The sequence below is a fragment of the Nonomuraea sp. NPDC048882 genome (assembly GCF_040649755.1).
Classification (GTDB): domain Bacteria; phylum Actinomycetota; class Actinomycetes; order Streptosporangiales; family Streptosporangiaceae; genus Nonomuraea; species Nonomuraea maheshkhaliensis.
Genome location: NZ_JBEZGB010000002.1, coordinates 724,589 through 742,736, shown reverse-complemented (window position 1 = coordinate 742,736; position 18,148 = coordinate 724,589). Strand labels below are relative to the sequence as shown.

Sequence of the window (18,148 nt, the reverse complement as noted above, 5' to 3'; positions counted from 1 at the left end):
AACCACTCTGGGAACGTGACAAACATGACCGTAACTCTGTCCGCCACCCTGGCGGCGAATGAGGACATCGAGCGAAGACGACGCGCCGGGGAGCGCGTGCTGCACCTGGCCTTCGGTGAAGCCGGTCTGCCCGTCCACCCGGCGCTGCGCGACAGGCTGGCCGCCGCCTCCGAGCGCAACGGCTACGGGCCGGTCGCGGGGGCGCCCGGCCTGCGGGCCGCGGCGGCGGGCTACTGGACACGACGGGGGCTCACCACCGACCCCGACCTGGTCGTCTGCGGTCCCGGCAGCAAGTCACTGCTGTACGGCCTGCTGCTGGCGATCGGCGGAGACATCGTCCTGCCCATGCCCAGCTGGGTCAGCTACGCCGCGCAGGCCGACCTGGTCGGCTCACGTCCCCTCCTGGTGCCCGCACCGCCAGGAGAGGGCGGAGTGCCCGATCCCGACCTGGTGGCCGCCGAGGTGCGCCTGGCCAGGTCACAGGGCAGGACCGTCAGCTCCGTGCTGGTGACCCTGCCCGACAACCCGACCGGACGCCTGGCCACGCCCGAGACCATCGCCCGCCTGGTCCGGGTCGCCCGCGAGTTCGACCTGACCATCATCTCCGACGAGATCTACCGCGACCTGCTGCACGACCCCGACCTGCCCTACACCTCACCGGCCGATCTGGCGCCCGAGCGCACGATCATCACCACCGGGCTGAGCAAGAGCCTGGCCCTGGGCGGCTGGCGGATCGGCGTGGCCCGGCTGCCCGAGAACGGTCACGAGCTGCGCAGGCAGCTGCTCGCGGTGGCCAGCGAGATCTGGTCGGCGCCGGCGGCTCCCGTACAGGAGGCCGCTGCCTACGCCTTCGGCGATCCCGAAGAGCTGACCGAGCGCATCGCCCGCAGCCGCCGGTTGCACGGCGTGGTCGCCCGCGCGGTCCACGACAGGTTCACCGAGATCGGCGCCTGCGTGCCCATGCCGCAGGGCGGCTTCTACCTCTATCCCGACCTCAGCCACCTACGGCTCGGCGGCTCCGCCGAGATCACCAAGCTGCTGCTCGAAGAGCACGGCATCGGCGTCCTGCCGGGACACGCCTTCGGCGACACGCCGACGGCCGCCCGGGTCAGGGTCGCGGTGAGCCTGCTCTACGGCGACTCCGCCGAGGAGCGCGGCGCCGCCCTGAACAGCCCCGATCCACTCCAGTTGCCGTGGATCGCCGCCAATCTGGACTTCCTGTCGGCCGGGCTGAGCAGGCTGTCGCCGGTACGCCACAGCGTGGTGGGCGAACGGCCCGCCACCCTCGTGCCGACGGCATGTCACGGTTAGGCGAATCTTTCCCCAAGAGCGGGTTTACCCTCCCCCAAAAGGGGGCTCTGACCTGCGGAAACACCACATCCGCAATTCGGCCGGGAAGATGGTTGTGACTGCCTGGTGACGCGCACGCTCCGTAGCCCTCATCATGTGCTCATGCCCGCTCTTGTCACCCTGTCCGGGCGCCTCGTGCGCCTGGAACCTCTCAGCCTGGCGGCGGTCGAGGACCTCGTCGCCGCAGCGAGTGAAGACCGCTCCACCTACGCCTTCACTCGCGTCCCGCATGGCCGGGACGAGGTCGTCTCCTACGTGGAGGCGGCCATGGCTGAGCAGGCGGAGGGCCGCTCATTGCCCTTCGCCATCCGGTGGCTGAACACCGACCGCGTGGTCGGTGCCACCCGTCTCATGCACCTGGAGTACTGGCAGGGCCCCATGCCCTGGCCGCCGGGTACACGAGGTGCGGTGGGCGACACCCCGTCCGTGGCCGACATCGGTTACACCTGGCTGGGCGCCTGCGCCCAGGGCACCGGGGTCAACCGGGAGAGCAAATACCTCCTGCTCTCGCACGCCTTCGAGACGTGGCACGTCCACCGCATCACCCTGAAAGCAGATGTACGCAACACCAGATCCCGGGCCGCCATCGAGGCTCTCGGCGCACACTTCGACGGGGTGCGACGAGCGGATAGCCGAGGCGCCGACAACACGGTCCGAGATACCGCGTTCTACTCGATCCTGAACTCCGAATGGCCGCTCGTCCGCGAGCGCCTGGCCATGAGGCTCGGTCTGGTCGAGGCAGCCTGAGAACCCGTCCGCAATAACCCCGCCCGATTTGATCGGGCGGGGTCGTATTTTTTCCGGCCTACATTCCCTCTACATGACACACGCCCCCGCGATGCGTGTCACGCCTCACAGACCACCATCGGGGGCGCCGCTCAACACCCAATCAAAGGCGGATCAACGCTTCGGCGAACGATCAACCTGGATCTAGGTGACGAGAAGGTATGGATCTATCATTTGGTAACAAATCGTTCCATTGGCTTGGAGACATACGGCATGGTCGGTCAGAGCGTTGAAGGCGGGCTGCGCTTCGCCGTGCTCGGTCCTGTCCGCGCGTGGCGAGACGGCCGGGAACTCGACCTGGGCACGCCCTTGCAGCGTTCCATCCTCGGCATGCTGCTGCTCCGGCAGGGTCACGCGGTCACGCCCAACGAGATGATCGACGCGGTTTGGGGCGAGGAGGCGCCGCCGCGGGCCCTGGGGGCGCTGCGCACGTACGTCTCCCGGCTGCGTACGGTGCTGGAGCCCGACCGCCCCGCCCGCTCACGCCCCGAGCTGCTCACCTCCATCGGCCGCGGCTACGCGCTGCGCCTGCCGGACGACGCGCTCGACCTGGCCAGGTTCGAACGCGGGATCGGCCAGGCCGAGGCCGCGCGCAAGTCCGGCCGGCTGGCCGAGGCCGCCAGGGAGCTGCGTTCGGCGCTGGCGCTGTTCGAGGGCGAGCCGCTGGCCGGCACCGTCGGCCCCTACTCCGAGCACCAGCGCGACCGGCTCATCGAGCGGCGCATCAGCGTCACCGAGACGCTCATGGACGTTGACCTGGAGCTGGGCAACCACGCGGAGGTCGTCTCCGAGCTGATCGCCCTGACCGCCGACCACCCGCTGCGCGAACGGCTGCGCGCCCAGCTCATGCTCGCCCTCTACCGCTGTGGCCGGCAGGGCGACGCGCTGAGCGTCTTCACCGAGACCCGCGAGGCCCTGATCGACGAGCTGGGCATCGAGCCAGGACCCGAGCTGAGCGCCCTGCACCAGCGCATCCTGGCCGCCGACCCCGCTCTGGCGCTGGAGACCTCTGACATCCCGCAAGCGGATGAGCCCGCGCAGGAGCAGGAGGAGCAGCCGCCCGCTCCCGAGCTGCCCAGGCCGGCGCAGCTCCCCGCCGCCGCCGGCGACTTCACCGGCCGCAAGGAGATCGTGGTACGGCTGCGCACGCTCCTGTCGGCCCACTCCCCGGCTCCGCTGTCCACCACCAGGTCGGCGCCGGAAGGCGTGCCGGTGGCGGCCATCTCCGGCATCGGCGGCGTCGGCAAGACCGCGCTCGCCGTCCACGTGGCCCACCTGCTCGACGACGCCTTCCCCGACGGCCAGCTCTACGCCGACCTGCGCGGCTACAGCGACGAGGCCACCGCGCCCGCGTCGGCGCTCGGCGGCTTCCTGCGTGCGCTCGGCATCCCGCCCGATGTCATCCCCGACGGTGAGGCCGAGCGTTCGGCGCTCTTCCGCTCGCTGCTGGCCGAGCGGCGCATCCTCGTGCTGCTCGACAACGCCCGCGACGCCGAGCAGGTCAGCCCGCTGCTTCCGGGCGCCCCCGGCTGCGCCGCCATCGTCACCAGCCGGGGCAAGCTGGCCGACCTGCCCTCGGCCAAGCTCATCGACCTCGACGTGATGGAGCCGGACGAGGCGTTGCAGCTGTTCGCCACGGTGGCCGGCGCCGAGCGGGCCTCGGCCGAGCACGGCGCGGCCATGGACGCGGTGGCCGCGTGCGGGTTCCTGCCGCTGGCGGTGCGCATCCTGGCCGCCCGGCTGGCCGCCCGCCCGTCCTGGACGGTCGCCTCGCTGGTGTCGCGCCTTACCGACGAGCAGCGCCGCCTCGACGAGCTGCGCGTCGGCAACCTGGCCGTCGAGGCCACGTTCGCGCTCGGGTACGGGCAGCTCACCCCCACCCAGGCCCGCGCCTTCCGGCTGCTGTCGCTGCCCAACGGCCCCGACGTCTCCACGGGGGCGGCGGCGGCCGTGCTGGCGACGAGCGTCCTGGAGGCCGAGGAGGTGCTCGAATCGCTGGTGGACGCCAGCCTGCTGGAGGCCCCGGCGCCCGGCCGCTACCGCTTCCACGACCTGCTCAAGCTCTTCGCCAGGCGGACGCTGGACAAGGCCGAGCGGCCCCAAACGCGTACGACGGCGCTGCGCCGGCTGCTCGACTTCTACCTGGCCTCGGCGCGCTCCGCGCACACGCTGGCCTACGAGGGCAGCATGATCCCGGCCAACCTCGCCGTGGCCGGCACCGGGCTCGACTTCACCTCGGTCGACGAGGCCGTGGCCTGGCTGATCGCCGAGGGCGACTCGTTGTTCGCGGCCATCTATCAGGCCGCCGCGTCGGCCCGCGCGCCCGGGCAGCTGCTGCCCGCCGGCGACCTGCTGGTGGCGATGGAGCCGCTGCTGGAGTCGGGCACCCACACCCGCGAGTTCGACCAGAGCACCCGTGCCGTGCTCGCCGCCGCACAGAACATCGGCGACGAGGGCGGCGAGCTGCGCGCCCGCTACGTGCTGGGCCGGGTGCTGTTCGCCGGCAACCGGCTCAAGCAGGCCGAGGAGCAGTTCAGGGTGGTGGACGAGCTGTCGCGCGCCCGCGGGGAGAAGGTCGTCACCGGCGAGGTGCTCAACGCCCTGGCCGTCGTGGTCGGCAGGCAGCGGCGGCACACTGAGGCGCTGGCCCTGTTCGACGCGGCGTCGCGCTTCTACCGCGAGAACGGCGTGCCGGCCGGCGAGGCGCTGGTGCTCAGCTACTCGGCCCGCGACCATCTGGGCCTGGGCCGGCCCGAGGACGCCATCGCCGCGGCGGAGAAGGGCCTGGCCATCTTCACCGAGATCGGCAGCGGCGCCGGCACCGCCAGGGCCCGCTATCACCTCGGCATCGTGCTCAGCCGCGTCGGCCGGATCACCGAGGCCGTCCACCACCACGCCGAGTGCCTGGCCTTCTTCCGGGCCAGCAAGCAGCGGGTGTGGGAGCAGCGGGTCTGCTCCCGGCTGGCCGAGACGTTCATCGCCGCGGAACGGTACGCCGAGGCGGTGCGCCATGCCGAGGAGGCCCTGGTGGTCGCCCGCGACATCGGCCATCCCTACGGCGAGGCGCTCTCGCTCACCGTACTCGGCAAGGCGCTGCACGGCCTCGGCAGCAGGACGAGGAGCATCGACTGCCTACGGAGGGCGTTCGAGATCTTCGCCAGGCTCGGCGCGCCCGAGGCCGGCGATCTCAAGGCCCTGCTCGACGGCGCCTCCGCCGGCGAGTCCGTCAGCGGTCCCGTCGGCGGGTCCATGAGTGGCCCCGTCAGTAGCCCCGTGAGCGAGCCCGCCGATTCCGTCGTCGAGTCCTGAGTACAGCTCGTCGTCCAGACGTGTCATCCACACATGGTTGATCAAGGCTGTCCTTAGGGAGTCACGAACACCTCGTGATCGGTTGTGTTCAGCCCGGCCGGCCATCTCATAGGCCACCACACGTCGCTAGGGGGCCCGGTTATCCGGATGCTCCGCGTAGTGACCAGCCGCCTCACTTAAGACGGCCGGCCGGACCCGACACGGCCCTCGAACCCCCCAGGTCCGTGTCCTGGCTCAGAGCCTCCACCCTGGAAATTGACATCCAATCAACGGCGGATAAACCCTCGGATCAGAGCAGGAAGTAGCCCTCGGCGATGAGCGGCCTGATCGCGTCGGAGTTGGCGATCTCGCCGTCGCCGACCAGCTCGGCGATCACGTTGAGCAGGGGTCCGAGCGCCAGCTCGCCGTCGCACACGCCGGCCAGCGCGGCCTCCACCGTGCCGACCTCCTTGCTGCGGCGCAGCCCCTGGGTCTGGCGCAGCACGATGCGGATCGGGTCCTCGGCGCCCGGCAGCCCGACCCGCTCGTCGAGCAGCCCTTCGGCGGTACGCAGCAGCGCGCCGTCGAGGTCGTCGGCCCGGTGCGCGGCGGCGATGGAGTCGATGACGGAGTCGACGTAGTCACCGACCGGGAGCGCGACCTGGTGGGCGAGGTGCTCCACCCGGACGACCGGGTCGAGCGTGCCGGAGTTGCGCATGGTGATCCAGCCGAACCCGACGCCCTCCACCCCGCGCTCCTCGAACCAGGCCAGCCACCGGTCGTAGTGCTCCGCGTAGTGCCTGGTGCCCTGCTCGGCCGCGTCCTTGAGCCACAGCTCGACGTATTCGGCCGGGTCCTGCACGTCGCGCTCGACCACCCAGGCGTCGCAGCCGCTCTCGCTCAGCCAGCCGCCGACGCGGTCGCGCCAGTCTTCTCCCTCCACGTGCAGCCAGTTGGCCAGGAAATGGGCCTGACCTCCCGGGTTGAGGTAGCGGGGCGTCTCGCGGACGAGGTCGCGGCAGAAGTCGTCGCCGTCACCGCCCGACTCGCGGTAGGTCAGCTTGCCCTCGCTAGCCGGGGCGATGACGAACGGAGGATTGCTCACGATCAGGTCGAACAGCTCGCCCTCGACCGGCTCGAACCGCGACCCGGCCCGCGTCTCGACGCCCTCGACCCCGGACAGCTCCCAGCTCAGCCGGGCCAGCTCCAGGGCCCGCGGGTTGAGGTCGGTGGCCACGACGTGCTCGGCCCGGCCGGCCAGGTGCAGCACCTGCACGCCGCAGCCGGTGCCGAGATCGAGCGCGCGGCTCACGGGGCGGCGGGTGACCAACTGGGCCAGGTTGGCCGAGGCTCCGCCCGCGCCCACCACGTGGTCGGGCCGCAGCGCGGGGTCGCCTGGGCGTACCTTCCTGTCGGAGACCAGGTAGCCGCCGGTCTCCCAGGGCTGCAGGTGGACGGTGGCGACGATCTGGTCACCGTCGGCCGTGACCAGGCCCGAATCCAGCACCTCAGGCGGCACGCTCTTGGCCGGCACGGGGACGCCGAGCCACCAGAGCCGGATCAGCGTGGCCAGCGGGTCGCCGTCCGCGGTCGCGCGCAGGGCCGGGGTCAGCTCCTCCCTGGCCAGGGCTGAGGCGGCCATGGCGCCCAGGCGCTCGCGTACGCCGTCGATCGAGTAGCCGGTTTCGAGGAGGTGATGGCGCAGTCGTTCCACAAGGCCATCCTTTCACCGTGAAATCTTCCGCATGATCCGATACCGACAGTGCTCATACTGTTACTTAAGGACCCAAGCGTTCTGCAAGCGGGGGACAAGCCGCGCGCGATATCACTGTCGGTGTCGGCACGTCACCCCGAGGAGCGCGCCCCATGCTGATCCCATGCCTGGCCTGCGAGTCCCGCTTCGGTCCTGACGAATACTTCAACGCCTGCTCCGACTACAACCGGGGCATGGACCTCGTCTCCTGGACGTGCCCGCGCTGCGGCAACCGCGACGACCTTCGGGTGCTGCCCGGCGAGCTGGGCTTCGGCTATCCGCATCGGGGCAGGTTCGACGTGCACGACCGGCTCCGCGTCCCCGGCCTGCGCAGGCAGCGGGGCGATCTGCGGCTGGACATCTCGCTCGACCGGGCGAGCTGGCACGTGGCCACGCGCCTGCGCCAGCCCGCCTGACCCGCCGTCTCCCGGCCGCCCTTTCGCGGCGGCCGGACGCTCTGAGGGCCTTACGCGGTCGCCGGCGCGTACGCGTGCGCGGGCTCCTCCCCGCGCAGCAGCCGGGCGATGTCCTCCACCAGGGTCCCGGCCAGCTCCTCCCGGCTCTCGCCCGTGGCGTCGCCCAGCCGGGGCGTCAGCACCACGTTCGGCAGCCGGGTCAGCGGATGGGCCCGGTCGAGCCACTCCCCTTCGAAGTGGTCGAGCCCTGCGCCGCCCACCCGGCCCCAGCGCAGCGCGTCGACCAGCGCCTTCAGGTCGTGCAGCGCCCCGCGTGAGGTGTTGAGGTAGACGGCGCCCTGGCGCATCGCGCCGAACTCGGGGTAGCCGAAGAAGCCCCTCGTCTCGGCCGTGAGCGGCAGGTGCAGCGACACCACGTCGGCCTCGTCGAGCAGCGCCGGCAGCGAGTGGGTGGCCTCGGGCACGAACGGGTCGCAGACGATCACCCGCATGCCCAGCCCCTCGCAGCGCCAGCGCAGGGCCCGGCCGACGCGGCCGAGGCCCACGATGCCGATGGTCCTGCCGCTCAGCCGGCGGCCCCTGTGGCGCTGTGCGGGCGGGACCCGTCCCTGGTAGGCCCGGCCGCGCCGCACCTCCCGGTCGGCCATGACGATGTTCCTGCTGACGGCGAACAGCAGGGCCAGCGTCAGCTCGGCCACCGCCTCGGGATCGCGGGCGGGAGCGTGCAGGACGGTCACGCCGCGTTCGGCGGCCAGGTCCAGATCCACGCTCGCGGGCGGTCCCATGGTGGCCACGACGTCCAGGTGCAGCCCGAGCACCGACGTGCGCACCTGGTCGCCGTCGGTGATGAGCACGGTGGCTCCGGTCTCGATGACCAGATCGGCCAGCTGCTCGTCGGTGTAACCGAGGTTCGGTCGTGCGGGAGCCTCGGTCAGGTCGGCGATCTCGCCCAGGCGGGCGAGCGCGCTCTCCGGCAAGGTGGGCAGTACCAGCGCCCGAGGTCGTCTCACATTTGGACAATAACACCACAGACGGTGCTCAGATCATTGCTCCCCGCGCTGGCGCAGGCTCTGCCATGCGGCCTCGCCCAGGCCCTTGATCTCCTCGTCGGTGGGGGTGTGGGCGCCGGCGAACCACAGGCGGCACATCTCCTGCGAGGGGCCCAGCCACAGCACGTAGCACATGGTCGCGTGGACGGGCTGGAGCCGGCCGTTCTTCATGTGCGGCCGCCACCAGTCGGAGACCTGGCGGAAGAACGCGCGCCGCGCCTCGGCCACCTCGGCGCCGCCAGGCTCCTGCTTGCGCGGCGGGCGCTCGCTGATCAGCAGCCGGGCCCGCTCGGGGTGCTCGCCCGCCCAGCGCATGTGGAAGGCGACGATGGCCTCGATGCCGGCGCGGGCGTCGTCGTGGCGGACCAGCTCGGCGAGGAACTCGCGCTGGTAGGCGTCGAGGATCTCGGCGTAGAGGACCCCGAAGACGTGCTCTTTGCTGGCGAAGTGGTGGTAGAAGCTGCCGACGCTGACGCCGCTTTCCTCACGGAGACTGGCCAGGGTGGTGGCGGAGACGCCGTCCTGACTGAAACGGCGGAGTGCGCCCTCGATGATGCGCGTACGGCCGTCGCGTCCGTTCTTGACACTCTTCACACGGTCAATGGTGTGCTACCAGAACCTTGTTCCGCAAATAGGCCCGCCTCATCGATCGTAGCGGTCACTTCCACCGAACCCGAACTCACCTTCATCGTGGCCCGCGGCCACAGTCTGCGGATGAGCCTGAGCACCCGCCGGTTCTCGCCCAGCACGTCCATGCCCACGGTCTTCGCGCCCTTCACCGAGGCCCTCAGCAGCAGCGCGGCGATCAGCTCGGGGCCGAGCCCGCGCCCCTGCCACGCGTCGGTCACCACCACGGCGATCTCCACGTCGGCGCAGCCGCCCCGGTAGCTCATGGCATGGCCGATGATCTCCCCCTCGCCGGTGGTCACGACCAGCGCGTCGCGGCGGTCGTCCACCGCCAGCAGCGCCCGCACCAGCGGGGCGGCGGGGACGGTGACGCCGGTGAAGAACCGGAGCGTCTGCGTGTGCAGCGACAACCCCGCCAGGAAGCGCCTGATCCGCTCCTCGTCGTCGGGGCGGGCCGGACGGATCTGGGTTCCACACATAGACCCAGCCTGCCCGGCGAGGCTGAGTCTGTCAATCGAACTCAGGTATACTGCGATGATGAACGTGCCGATCCCTATGGGTCTCCGGGCGGACAACTGCTCGATAGAGCGCACTCTGGACGTCGTCGGAGAGAAGTGGACGTTCCTGGTGCTGCGCGAGGCGTTCAACGGCGTGCGAAGGTTCGCCGACATGCAGTCACTCACCGGCGCCCCCCGCCAGGTGCTCAGCGCGCGCCTGGCCCGGCTGGTCGACGAGGGCCTGCTGCGCAAGGAGCCCTACCGCGAGCCCGGTCAGCGCAAGCGCGACGAATACCGGCTCACCCAGAAGGGCCGCGACCTCTATCCCCTGCTGGTCGCGCTCATGCACTGGGGGGACAAATACCTCGCGGGCGACGAGGGGCCGCCGGTGCTGCTCACCCACCGCGACTGCGGCGCGCCGATCGAGCTGCGCTTCCGCTGCGCCGACGGCCACGAGGTGGGCGGGCCGCGCGAGGTGACGCCGGTGCTCGGCGAGGGCTCCGACCGCAGGAGCGCCTGAGCAGGTCGCGTTCGGGACCACCGGCCCCGGTGCCTAACCTTGGAGGCGTGTACCGGTTCCTGCTGACGCCCAGATGGCTCGCGCTCCACGTGGTGGTGCTGCTGGTCATCCCGGCCTTCGTGTTCCTCGGGCGCTGGCAGTTCGGGCGCTTCGAGGAGCGCTCGGCCAACAGCGAGCGGGTCACCGCCAACATCGAGGCCGCGCCCGTGCCGCTGGAGCGGCTGGCGGCGCTCGGGCGGCCGGTCAAGGAGGACGACCGGTTCAGGAAGGTCACGGTCGCGGGCACGTACGACCAGGGCCACGCCCTCGTCGTGCGCCGCCGCCCGCAGGAGGGCCGCAACGGCTACTACGTGCTGACCCCGCTCGTCACCGGCCCGGGCACGGCCGTGATCGTGAACCGGGGCTGGGTGCCGGCCGGCGCCACCGCCGACGCCGCGCCCGAGGTGCCGGCTCCGCCGGCCGGGCAGGTAACTGTAACCGGACGGCTACGGCCGAGCGAGACCGAGGAGTCCAGCGGCATCAGGGAGCGGCCCGGGCTGCCGCCGGGCCAGGTGCTGCTGATCAACGCCGGGAAGATCGGCCAGGGGCTCCCGTACCGGCTGGTGGACGGCTACGTCGAGCTCACCGAGCAGCGGCCCGAGGCGGGTGCGGCGCCCGCGCCGGTGCCCGCGCCCGACGTCGGGTCGGGCGGCGGGCTCAACCTCGCCTACGGCGTGCAGTGGTGGCTGTTCATCGGGATCGCGGTGGGGGGCTGGATCCTGCTCATTCGGCGCGAGGTGGCCGAACGGAAGGCGCAGGAGGGGCAGGAGGCACCTGTCGCCTCGAACGCGCCCACGGCCGCCAATTAATGTGTGGAGGGTGATCCGCCACATTGAGTTCACCAATCTCTGCAACTTCCGCGACATAGGTGGATATGCCACCCAAGACGGGCGCACCGTCAGGTGGCAGCGGCTCTACCGGGCCGACTCGCTCGGCTGGCTGGACGGAGACGATCTGACGACCTTCCGGGCGCTGCGCGTACGCAGTGTCATCGACCTGCGGCACGCGTACGAGGTCGAGAAGGCCGGGCGGGTCCCCGAGAGCGAGGGACAGCACTACCAGAACCTGCCGATCGAGGGCCGCCGCTGGCAGAAGGACCTGTTCGACGAGGAGCTCGGCGTCGCCCGCTACCTCGCCGACCGCTACCTGGAGATCAGCGAGGACGGCGTCCAGAACCTCAGGACCGCGCTTGAGACGATCGCGCGCTCCGACAACGCCCCCGTGGTCATCCACTGCGCCGCCGGGAAGGACCGCACCGGCGTGCTGGCCGCGCTGGTGCTGTCGCTGGCGGGGGTGAGCGAGAGCGACATCGTGGCGGACTACGCGCTCACCGGGTTGGCCACAGAGCGCTTCGTGGCCGACTGGACCAGACGGCATCCGGGCGCGCCACTGTGGCCCGGATTCGGGCTCGCGCCGGCGGAGGCGATGCGGCATTTCCTCACCGATCTCACCGCGCGGCACGGCTCGATCGAGCAGTACGTACGCCAGGAGCTCCAGCTATCCTCCACCACGATAGCCGAACTTCGCGCCCATCTGCTGACTGATCAGGCGAAGGAGGGGTAGTGGCCCACCGGGTCCGTCCTGCGCGATCGGGCCTTCCCACTCCCGGGATCGCCAGCCATCCCCCTCCCGGCGGTCCCGGGTCAACCCTCTCGGAGACCCAACGGATACGTCGCAGCTTGTTCGACGTTATCCGGCCGTCGTACGGTTACGTGCGTGACTACGCCGCTGCTCCCCGACCCTGACCCCAGGCGGCGCGACTATGTGATCATCTCAGCTGACGATCACCTGATCGAGCCGCCCGACCTGTTCGAAGGCCGGCTGCCCGAGAAATACGCCGAGGCCGCGCCCAAGGTCGTGGAGACGGAGGCGGGTCACCAGGTCTGGCGCTACGGCGGCGCCACCTACCCGTGCGCCGGCATCGACGTGGGCGCCGGGCTCCCCCGTGAGCAGTGGACGCTCGACCCCGTGCGGTTCGAGCAGATGCGTCCCGGATGCCACGACATCGAGGCCCGCGTCCAGGACATGGAGACCGCGGGCATCTGGGCCGCGCTCTGCTTCCCCGGCATGCTGGCCGGGCAGTCCGGCATGCCGTTCGCCAGGACCCGCGACCAGGAGCTCGGCCTGGCCCTGGTCAAGGCGTGGAACGACTGGCACATCGAGGTCTGGGCGGGCACCTACCCCGAGCGGATCATCGGCCTGCAGCTCCCGTGGCTGCCCGATCCCGACGTGGCCGCCAAGGAGATCAGGGCCAACGCCGCCAGGGGTTTCAAGGCCGTGGTCTTCCCCGAGTTCCCCACGCGGCTGCGGCTGCCCTCGATCCACTCGGGCCACTGGGACCCGTTCTTCGCCGCCTGCGAGGAGACCGGCACCGTGGTGTGCCTGCACACCGGCGACGCGTCGTGGTCGCCCGTGCCCTCGCCCGACACGCCCATCGAGGCCATCACCACGCTGATGCCGACCAGCGCCATGTTCGCCTGCGCCGACTGGCTGTGGTCGGGGCTGCCGCTGCGCTTCCCGTCGCTGCGCATCCTCATCGTCGAGGGCGGCGTGGGCTGGCTGCCGATGCTGGCCGAGCGCGCCGACTACGCCCTCGACCACCCGGTCGCCGGCGAGGCGCAGTGGGAGGGCGGGCTCAAGCCCAGCGAGGTGCTGCGCCGCAACTTCTTCTTCGGCACGCTCGACGACCACGCGCTGTCGGGCGTGCGGCTCGCCGTCGGCCTCGACCACGTGCTGCAGGAGAGCGGCTATCCCCACTCCGACTCCACCTGGCCCGACACGCAGCAGTCGGTCGCCCGCAACCTCGGCACGCTGCCGCCCGCCGACATCGCCAGGGTCGCCTACGGCAACGCCGCCCGCCTGTTCGGGCATCCACTGCCGTCACGCGCCTGGCTGCGGATGGAGGAGATCTAGCCTCCCTCCACCTGTCCCTTCACCGGGGCCTGGATGACCGTGTGCTCATGGTGCACATAACGCCCGCTCTCACCGAGCAGCGAGGCCATGAGCCACAGGAACACGCCGAAGTCGTCGGCCACCCCGATCAGCATGAGGAAGTCGGGGATCACGTCGATCGGTGAGACGAGGTAGACCACGCCCATGCCCATCAGGGCGAGCTTGCCCTTACCCATGCCGGTGTACTGGCCGCGCATCACCGCGCCGACCATCCGCGGGATGGCCCGGACCCTGGTCATCAGTTTGGGCGACCCGGGCTTGGTCACCTCGCGGTAGGTCTTCCACGCCGCCGCCGCCCGTGCTGCCTTCGCCATCATGTGCTTCCCCCTACCCCCGGCTCTTCACGACATAACGCGTCGAAAGGGCCAGGGGTTCCTGCCCTGGAAAAGTGCCACAGGCCCGATCAGCCCGGCCTGTCTAGGGAAGGGCCGCGTGTTCGAACGGCCTGGCCCGCTCGATCTGCGCCGCCACCCGTACCAGCAGGTCCTCCCGGCCGGCGGCGGCCACGAGCTGCACCCCCACCGGCAGCCCCGCGCCGGTCCTGTGCAGCGGCAGCGACACCGACGGCTGGCCCGTCGCGTTGAACGGCGAGGTGTAGGCCACCGCCCGCGTGGTCCGGCCGAAGGCGGTGCTGAGGTCGTCGGGCGGGATCCAGCCCAGCGGGAACGGCGCCACGCCCAGCGACGGCACCACCAGCAGGTCGTGTCCCTCGCTCCACCAGGCGGCCATGCGGCGGCGGAAGCCGTCCAGCCACTGCAGCGACAGGATGTGGTCGGCGGCGCCGCGCTCGCGCCCCGCCTGCGCCATGGCGGCGTTGCGCACCTCCAGCTCCTCCGGCCGCACCGGCTTGCCGCGCAGCTCGCCCAGACCGGCCACGTGGGCGGCCAGGTTGCCGGCCACGACCGCCCCGAAGTGACGGGGGAAGGCGGGCTCGCCGAGCGCCTCAGGGCCGCCAGGGGCCACGTCGTGGCCGAGCGACTCCAGCAGCGCGGCGGTCGCGGTGACGGCCTCGGTCAGCTCGGGCTCCGGCGGCACGTCGCCCCTGGGGTGCGTGGTGAGGAACCCGATCCGCAGCCGTCCCGGCTCGCGGCCCACCTCGTCGGCGAGGCTGCCGGGCAGGGCGGGAGCGGTGTACGGGTCGCCAGGGCGGAAGCCGGAGATCAGGTCGAGCGCCGCCGCGGCGTCCCTGACGGTCCTGGTGACGAAGCCGGGGGTGGAGAACCCGCTCCACCCCTCCCCGAGGGCCGGTCCCAGGCTGACGCGGCCCCGCGCCGGCTTGAGCCCCACCAGGCCGCACATGGAGGCGGGGATGCGGATCGACCCGCCGCCGTCGCTGGCCGTGGCCAGCGCGACCATCCCGGCCGCCACCGCCGCGGCCGAGCCGCCGCTGGAACCGCCCGCCGAGTACGCCGGATCGTACGGGTTCCGCGTCGCCCCGAACGCCACCGGCTCCGTGGTGATCGTGCTGCCGAACTCCGGGGTGTTGGTCCGCCCGAGCAGCACGAAGCCGGCCTCGCGCAGCCGTACGACGCCGTGGTCGTCACCGGCGTCCTCGACGCCGTCGCGTACCGCCGAGCCCGCGCTGTACGGCTCGCCCGCCTCCCGCCAGCCCAGGTCCTTGAGCAGGATCGGCACCCCGCGGAACGGCGCCCCGGCCGGGATGGCGTCGATCTCGGCCAGCGCGCGCTCGAAGCGGCGGTGGACGACCGCGTTCAGCTCGCCGTCGGCGGCCTCGATGCGCGCGATGGCGGCCTCGGCGAGCTCGCGCGCCGACACCTCACCCCGCCTGACGGCCTCGGCCTGCCCGATCGCGTCCAGTCTGAGCAACTCGTTCATGTTCACCTCTTCGTTCACCTCTCCGGAGCCAGTTCGCGCACCGCCTGGTCGATGGGGACATCGCCGCCCGGGATGGGGGCGAGTACGGGGGTGTCGAGACCGTTGGCCACGTATTCGCTGATCCTGGCCCGGCAGGTGGCGGCGTCGCCGTGGACGACGAGGGAGTCGACCACCTCGTCGGGGATGGCCTTGAGCGCCGCCTGCCGATCTCCCGCCGCCCACGCCTCGTGCATCGGGCGCAGCACCTCGCCCCGGCCGAGCCAGTCGTGGAAGGCGGCGTAGACCGGGACGGTCAGGTAGCTGGCCAGCATCCACCTGGCGGTCGCGCGCACGCGTTCGGTGTCCTCGTCCACGCAGACGAACAGGCGCGCGATCAGCTCGGTATCGGGGCCGATCTCCGCGCGCACCTTGCGTACGTCGGCGGGCGAGAGCCAGTTGGTGATGGCGCCGTCGGCCTCCTCGGCGGCCAGGCGCAACATCCTCGGCCGCAGCGCCGCCAGCACGATCTTCGGCGGCGTCTTCGGCGCCCGTTCCAGCTTGAAGCCCTTGATCTCGAACGTCTCGTACTTCTCCGAGACCTTCTCCCCCGCCAGGGCCCGCTTGAGGAACCGCAGCGTGTCACGGGTGCGCGCGTAGGGCTTGGCGAACGTGCCGGCGTTCCAGCGCTCGACGATCGCCGGCGAGGAGGCGCCGATGCCGAGCGTGAACCGTCCCGGCGCCAGATCGGCCAGCGTCGCCGCCGACATGGCGAGCAGGCCGGGCCCGCGTGTCGAGACCGGCACGATGGCGCTGCCCAGCCGCAGGCCCGGCGCCCACTGCGCGGCCATCGCCAGCGGCACGAAGCCGTCGACGCCGTTGACCTCGGCCGACCACGCATCGGTGTAGCCGAGCTGCGGCAACTGGGCGATCAGATCCTGCGAATTGCTCAGTGAACGGTCGTAGAAGGGGATCGTCATGCCCCAGCTCTGCGTCATGCCCGGCCTCCAGATCGTCGGAGACCAAACCTACCAACCGACCGGTATGCACTCCAGGCGCACAACCCGCTCCAGACGCGGCCCGCTTTAGGCGCGCAACTCGTGAACCGCCGCGATGAAGTCCTTCGTGATCCCGCGCAGGCCCGGCAGGTGCGACAGCCCGACCAGCCGGTCCACCAGCGGCACCGTCACGTCGATCAGGCGGTAGGTGCGCTCGCAGCCCGGCGAGGTGTCGTGCACCCAGAACAGCACCATGCCCATCGACAGCAGCCAGAGCAGCTCGGGCAGCTCCTCGCGCAGCTCGGCGTTCATCCGGTCGCGCGAGCCCTCGACGACCTGCCGGTAGATGGCGATGGACGCCTCACGCGCCGGCGAGGAGTGCTTGCTGAACGGGCTGAGCGGGTTGGTCGGCTCGGCCGCGTGCTTGAAGAACTTCACCGCGAACTCGTGGTACGGCTCCGAGACGCGCACCCACTCGCGCAACACCCCGCTCAACCTGGCCGCGAACGCCTGCTCCGTGGCCAGGAAATCCCGGCAGGCCGCCTCGTGCTCGGCCTGGGCGCGGTCGTAGTACGCCTGGATCAACGCTTCCTTGCTGTCGAAGTAGTAGTAGGCGTTACCCACGGAAACCCCCGCCTCGGCGGCGATGGCACGCATCGTGGTCGCGTCGAAGCCGCGCTCCCTGAACAGTCGCAACGCCGTCTCGACGATGACCTCTCGGGTGCTCTCCGCTCCGCGGTTTCGGGCTTCGGACACGTCCGTCACTTTACGTCGTCGAGCGAGGTTAGGTCATGCAGCCGCACGGTGATCACCGCCACAAGGCAAAGTTGCCCTCGCGGGATGAGTTATCTCCTGTGAAAGGTGGGATTGTCGTTTCAGGCGGAAGGGCTATTTCCGCGAAAAGGCATCGACATGTGGATACGTGGAACTGTGCGGCTGATCGTGGTCGCGCTCCTCGGCATTGAGATCACCATAATCGCGCTGGCCTCGGCCGCCTCCGCCGCCACCCACCCCGAAGGGTCACCGGTCCAGGGCAGCTTGTACGAGGTCGGGCAGCACACATGGGAGGACGCCCCTGCGGTGGCCACCGTCTTCGCCGACCCGTACGAGGTGGGGCCGCATCAGGCCGACGCCTGGGTCCTCGATCGGTTCGCACTCGGCCGGGAGAAGCTCGATGCCAGGCGTGGCTGGCCCAGGCTCGGCACCCGCCGGCCCGCGGCCCGTACACACTCGCTCATGGACGGATCCCGTACGGACGCGCCGCGTCTGAACAGGCGCCGTACGGACTCGCCACTCCTGGACTCTCGTACGGACTCGCCACTCATGGACGGGCCCCGTACCGACCAGGCACATGTGGACCGGACGGACGACTGGACGGACGACTGGACGAACACTGACGGGGCGCACGAGGGCTGGGACGACCTGGACCGGGTCCTTCCTGACCGGTCGTGGGCGGCGTTCGAGCACCGGCCGGCCGCCGACGCGCTGGTTCGCCCGCGCAAGGACGTGGCCCGCGCCGAGAAGGCCAGGACGCGGTCCTCGGCCACGAAGGCGGCCAAGCGCCACGTACGCACCGGAGTGGCCAAGATGCCCCGTACGCGGTCCCACGTCGCCCACAGGCGCGCTCAGGTCGATCTGACGCGGGTCCTGCCGCGCACGGCCGCCGTGCACATGTCGCACGCGACCGCCCAGGGCTGGCTGGACAGCGCCGGGCTGCGGACGCGGTCGACCGGCAACTGCACCAGCAAGCACAAGCACCACTGCACGTCACTCGACCGGGTGCGGACCGGGACCATCGCCAAGGTGATCCAGCTGAAGCGCGAGAGCGGCTGCCCGATCATGGTGACCGGCGGCACCGAGCGGGGCCACGCCTCGGGCCACTTCAGCCACGGGAACGGCTACAAGCTCGACATCTCCCACAATGCCTGCATCGACCGGCACATCACGAAAAATCATGAAAAGGTCGGGGTGCGGAGCGACGGAGCCCGGATCTACAAGTCAGACTCCGGCACCACGTTCTACGACGAGAGCGACCACTGGGACATCCTCTTCCGGTGACAG

Annotated in this window: 17 protein-coding genes; 9 read left to right on the top strand and 8 right to left on the bottom strand. The window is 71.0% G+C overall.

Annotated features, from left to right (window positions below; genetic code table 11):
* Nucleotides 1-24: 24 nt before the first annotated feature.
* The 3 genes from AB0C27_RS08820 to AB0C27_RS08810 all read left to right on the top strand — a co-directional run bounded on the left by AB0C27_RS08820 (nt 25) and on the right by AB0C27_RS08810 (nt 5,445).
* Nucleotides 25-1,311 (top strand): pyridoxal phosphate-dependent aminotransferase, encoded by a 1,287-nt coding sequence (locus AB0C27_RS08820; RefSeq protein ID WP_357839930.1) that lies wholly within the window; start codon nt 25-27, stop codon nt 1,309-1,311.
* A 141-nt stretch (nt 1,312-1,452) separates the two neighbouring features.
* Nucleotides 1,453-2,097 carry a GNAT family protein gene (locus AB0C27_RS08815; protein WP_346101625.1) on the top strand — a complete coding sequence of 215 codons (645 nt, stop codon included), beginning with the start codon at nt 1,453-1,455 and terminating at the stop codon, nt 2,095-2,097.
* A 252-nt stretch (nt 2,098-2,349) separates the two neighbouring features.
* A complete protein-coding gene (locus tag AB0C27_RS08810) occupies nt 2,350-5,445 on the top strand; it encodes a BTAD domain-containing putative transcriptional regulator (RefSeq protein ID WP_357839926.1) in 3,096 nt (1,031 codons plus the stop codon).
* A gap of 289 nt (nt 5,446-5,734) precedes the next feature.
* On the opposite strand, the gene AB0C27_RS08805 is transcribed toward AB0C27_RS08810, so the two are convergent.
* Nucleotides 5,735-7,138 (bottom strand): class I SAM-dependent methyltransferase, encoded by a 1,404-nt coding sequence (locus tag AB0C27_RS08805; RefSeq protein ID WP_357839923.1) that lies wholly within the window; start codon nt 7,136-7,138, stop codon nt 5,735-5,737.
* Nucleotides 7,139-7,290: 152 nt separating this feature from the next.
* Between AB0C27_RS08805 and AB0C27_RS08800 the strand changes: the two genes are divergently transcribed.
* On the top strand, nt 7,291-7,593 hold the full coding sequence (locus AB0C27_RS08800) for a hypothetical protein (protein ID WP_346101628.1): 303 nt from the start codon (nt 7,291-7,293) through the stop codon (nt 7,591-7,593).
* A 50-nt stretch (nt 7,594-7,643) separates the two neighbouring features.
* Here AB0C27_RS08800 and AB0C27_RS08795 read toward each other — a convergent pair whose 3' ends face one another.
* Genes AB0C27_RS08795 through AB0C27_RS08785 form a run of 3 tightly spaced genes read right to left on the bottom strand, consistent with a single transcriptional unit; the run spans nt 7,644 to nt 9,748 of the window.
* Nucleotides 7,644-8,603, bottom strand: coding sequence for an NAD(P)-dependent oxidoreductase (locus AB0C27_RS08795; RefSeq protein WP_357839919.1), 960 nt, complete (start codon nt 8,601-8,603; stop codon nt 7,644-7,646).
* Between the two features lie 33 nt (nt 8,604-8,636).
* On the bottom strand, nt 8,637-9,236 hold the full coding sequence (locus AB0C27_RS08790; protein ID WP_357839916.1) for a TetR/AcrR family transcriptional regulator: 600 nt from the start codon (nt 9,234-9,236) through the stop codon (nt 8,637-8,639).
* Nucleotides 9,233-9,748: a GNAT family N-acetyltransferase gene (locus AB0C27_RS08785; protein ID WP_357839913.1), complete on the bottom strand. Its 516-nt coding sequence runs from the start codon at nt 9,746-9,748 to the stop codon at nt 9,233-9,235. Before AB0C27_RS08785 ends, AB0C27_RS08790 begins: the two co-directional genes overlap by 4 nt.
* Nucleotides 9,749-9,806: 58 nt before the next feature.
* Here AB0C27_RS08785 and AB0C27_RS08780 point away from each other — a divergent pair, with 58 nt between their 5' ends.
* From AB0C27_RS08780 to AB0C27_RS08765, 4 genes are all read left to right on the top strand, one after another.
* Nucleotides 9,807-10,286 (top strand): helix-turn-helix domain-containing protein, encoded by a 480-nt coding sequence (locus tag AB0C27_RS08780; RefSeq protein ID WP_357839910.1) that lies wholly within the window; start codon nt 9,807-9,809, stop codon nt 10,284-10,286.
* A 47-nt stretch (nt 10,287-10,333) separates the two neighbouring features.
* Nucleotides 10,334-11,134, top strand: a complete 801-nt coding sequence (locus tag AB0C27_RS08775) for an SURF1 family protein (RefSeq protein ID WP_357839906.1) — start codon at nt 10,334-10,336, stop codon at nt 11,132-11,134.
* Nucleotides 11,135-11,144: 10 nt separating this feature from the next.
* Nucleotides 11,145-11,888, top strand: a complete 744-nt coding sequence (locus AB0C27_RS08770; protein ID WP_357839903.1) for a tyrosine-protein phosphatase — start codon at nt 11,145-11,147, stop codon at nt 11,886-11,888.
* A gap of 153 nt (nt 11,889-12,041) precedes the next feature.
* Complete coding sequence (locus AB0C27_RS08765) at nt 12,042-13,238, top strand: amidohydrolase family protein (RefSeq protein WP_357839900.1); 1,197 nt, start codon at nt 12,042-12,044, stop codon at nt 13,236-13,238.
* On the opposite strand, the gene AB0C27_RS08760 is transcribed toward AB0C27_RS08765, so the two are convergent.
* From AB0C27_RS08760 to AB0C27_RS08745, 4 genes are all read right to left on the bottom strand, one after another.
* Nucleotides 13,235-13,594, bottom strand: a complete 360-nt coding sequence (locus AB0C27_RS08760) for a YkvA family protein (RefSeq protein WP_357839897.1) — start codon at nt 13,592-13,594, stop codon at nt 13,235-13,237. The genes AB0C27_RS08765 and AB0C27_RS08760 overlap by 4 nt on opposite strands.
* Before the next feature lie 100 nt (nt 13,595-13,694).
* Nucleotides 13,695-15,113 (bottom strand): amidase family protein, encoded by a 1,419-nt coding sequence (locus AB0C27_RS08755; RefSeq protein ID WP_357839894.1) that lies wholly within the window; start codon nt 15,111-15,113, stop codon nt 13,695-13,697.
* A gap of 14 nt (nt 15,114-15,127) precedes the next feature.
* On the bottom strand, nt 15,128-16,087 hold the full coding sequence (locus AB0C27_RS08750) for an LLM class F420-dependent oxidoreductase (RefSeq protein WP_357839891.1): 960 nt from the start codon (nt 16,085-16,087) through the stop codon (nt 15,128-15,130).
* An 87-nt stretch (nt 16,088-16,174) separates the two neighbouring features.
* Nucleotides 16,175-16,843: a TetR family transcriptional regulator gene (locus AB0C27_RS08745; RefSeq protein WP_346101640.1), complete on the bottom strand. Its 669-nt coding sequence runs from the start codon at nt 16,841-16,843 to the stop codon at nt 16,175-16,177.
* Nucleotides 16,844-16,999: 156 nt separating this feature from the next.
* Between AB0C27_RS08745 and AB0C27_RS08740 the strand changes: the two genes are divergently transcribed.
* Nucleotides 17,000-18,145 (top strand): hypothetical protein, encoded by a 1,146-nt coding sequence (locus AB0C27_RS08740; RefSeq protein ID WP_357839888.1) that lies wholly within the window; start codon nt 17,000-17,002, stop codon nt 18,143-18,145.
* Nucleotides 18,146-18,148 lie beyond the last annotated feature (3 nt).

Coding starts and splice junctions, on each gene's coding strand:
- AB0C27_RS08820 (WP_357839930.1), top strand. CDS start 25: ATGACCGTAACTCTGTCCGCCACCCTGGCGGCGAATGAGGACATCGAG.
- AB0C27_RS08815 (WP_346101625.1), top strand. CDS start 1,453: ATGCCCGCTCTTGTCACCCTGTCCGGGCGCCTCGTGCGCCTGGAACCT.
- AB0C27_RS08810 (WP_357839926.1), top strand. CDS start 2,350: ATGGTCGGTCAGAGCGTTGAAGGCGGGCTGCGCTTCGCCGTGCTCGGT.
- AB0C27_RS08800 (WP_346101628.1), top strand. CDS start 7,291: ATGCTGATCCCATGCCTGGCCTGCGAGTCCCGCTTCGGTCCTGACGAA.
- AB0C27_RS08785 (WP_357839913.1), bottom strand. CDS start 9,748: ATGTGTGGAACCCAGATCCGTCCGGCCCGCCCCGACGACGAGGAGCGG.
- AB0C27_RS08780 (WP_357839910.1), top strand. CDS start 9,807: ATGAACGTGCCGATCCCTATGGGTCTCCGGGCGGACAACTGCTCGATA.
- AB0C27_RS08760 (WP_357839897.1), bottom strand. CDS start 13,594: ATGATGGCGAAGGCAGCACGGGCGGCGGCGGCGTGGAAGACCTACCGC.
- AB0C27_RS08755 (WP_357839894.1), bottom strand. CDS start 15,113: ATGAACGAGTTGCTCAGACTGGACGCGATCGGGCAGGCCGAGGCCGTC.
- AB0C27_RS08750 (WP_357839891.1), bottom strand. CDS start 16,087: ATGACGCAGAGCTGGGGCATGACGATCCCCTTCTACGACCGTTCACTG.
- AB0C27_RS08740 (WP_357839888.1), top strand. CDS start 17,000: ATGTGGATACGTGGAACTGTGCGGCTGATCGTGGTCGCGCTCCTCGGC.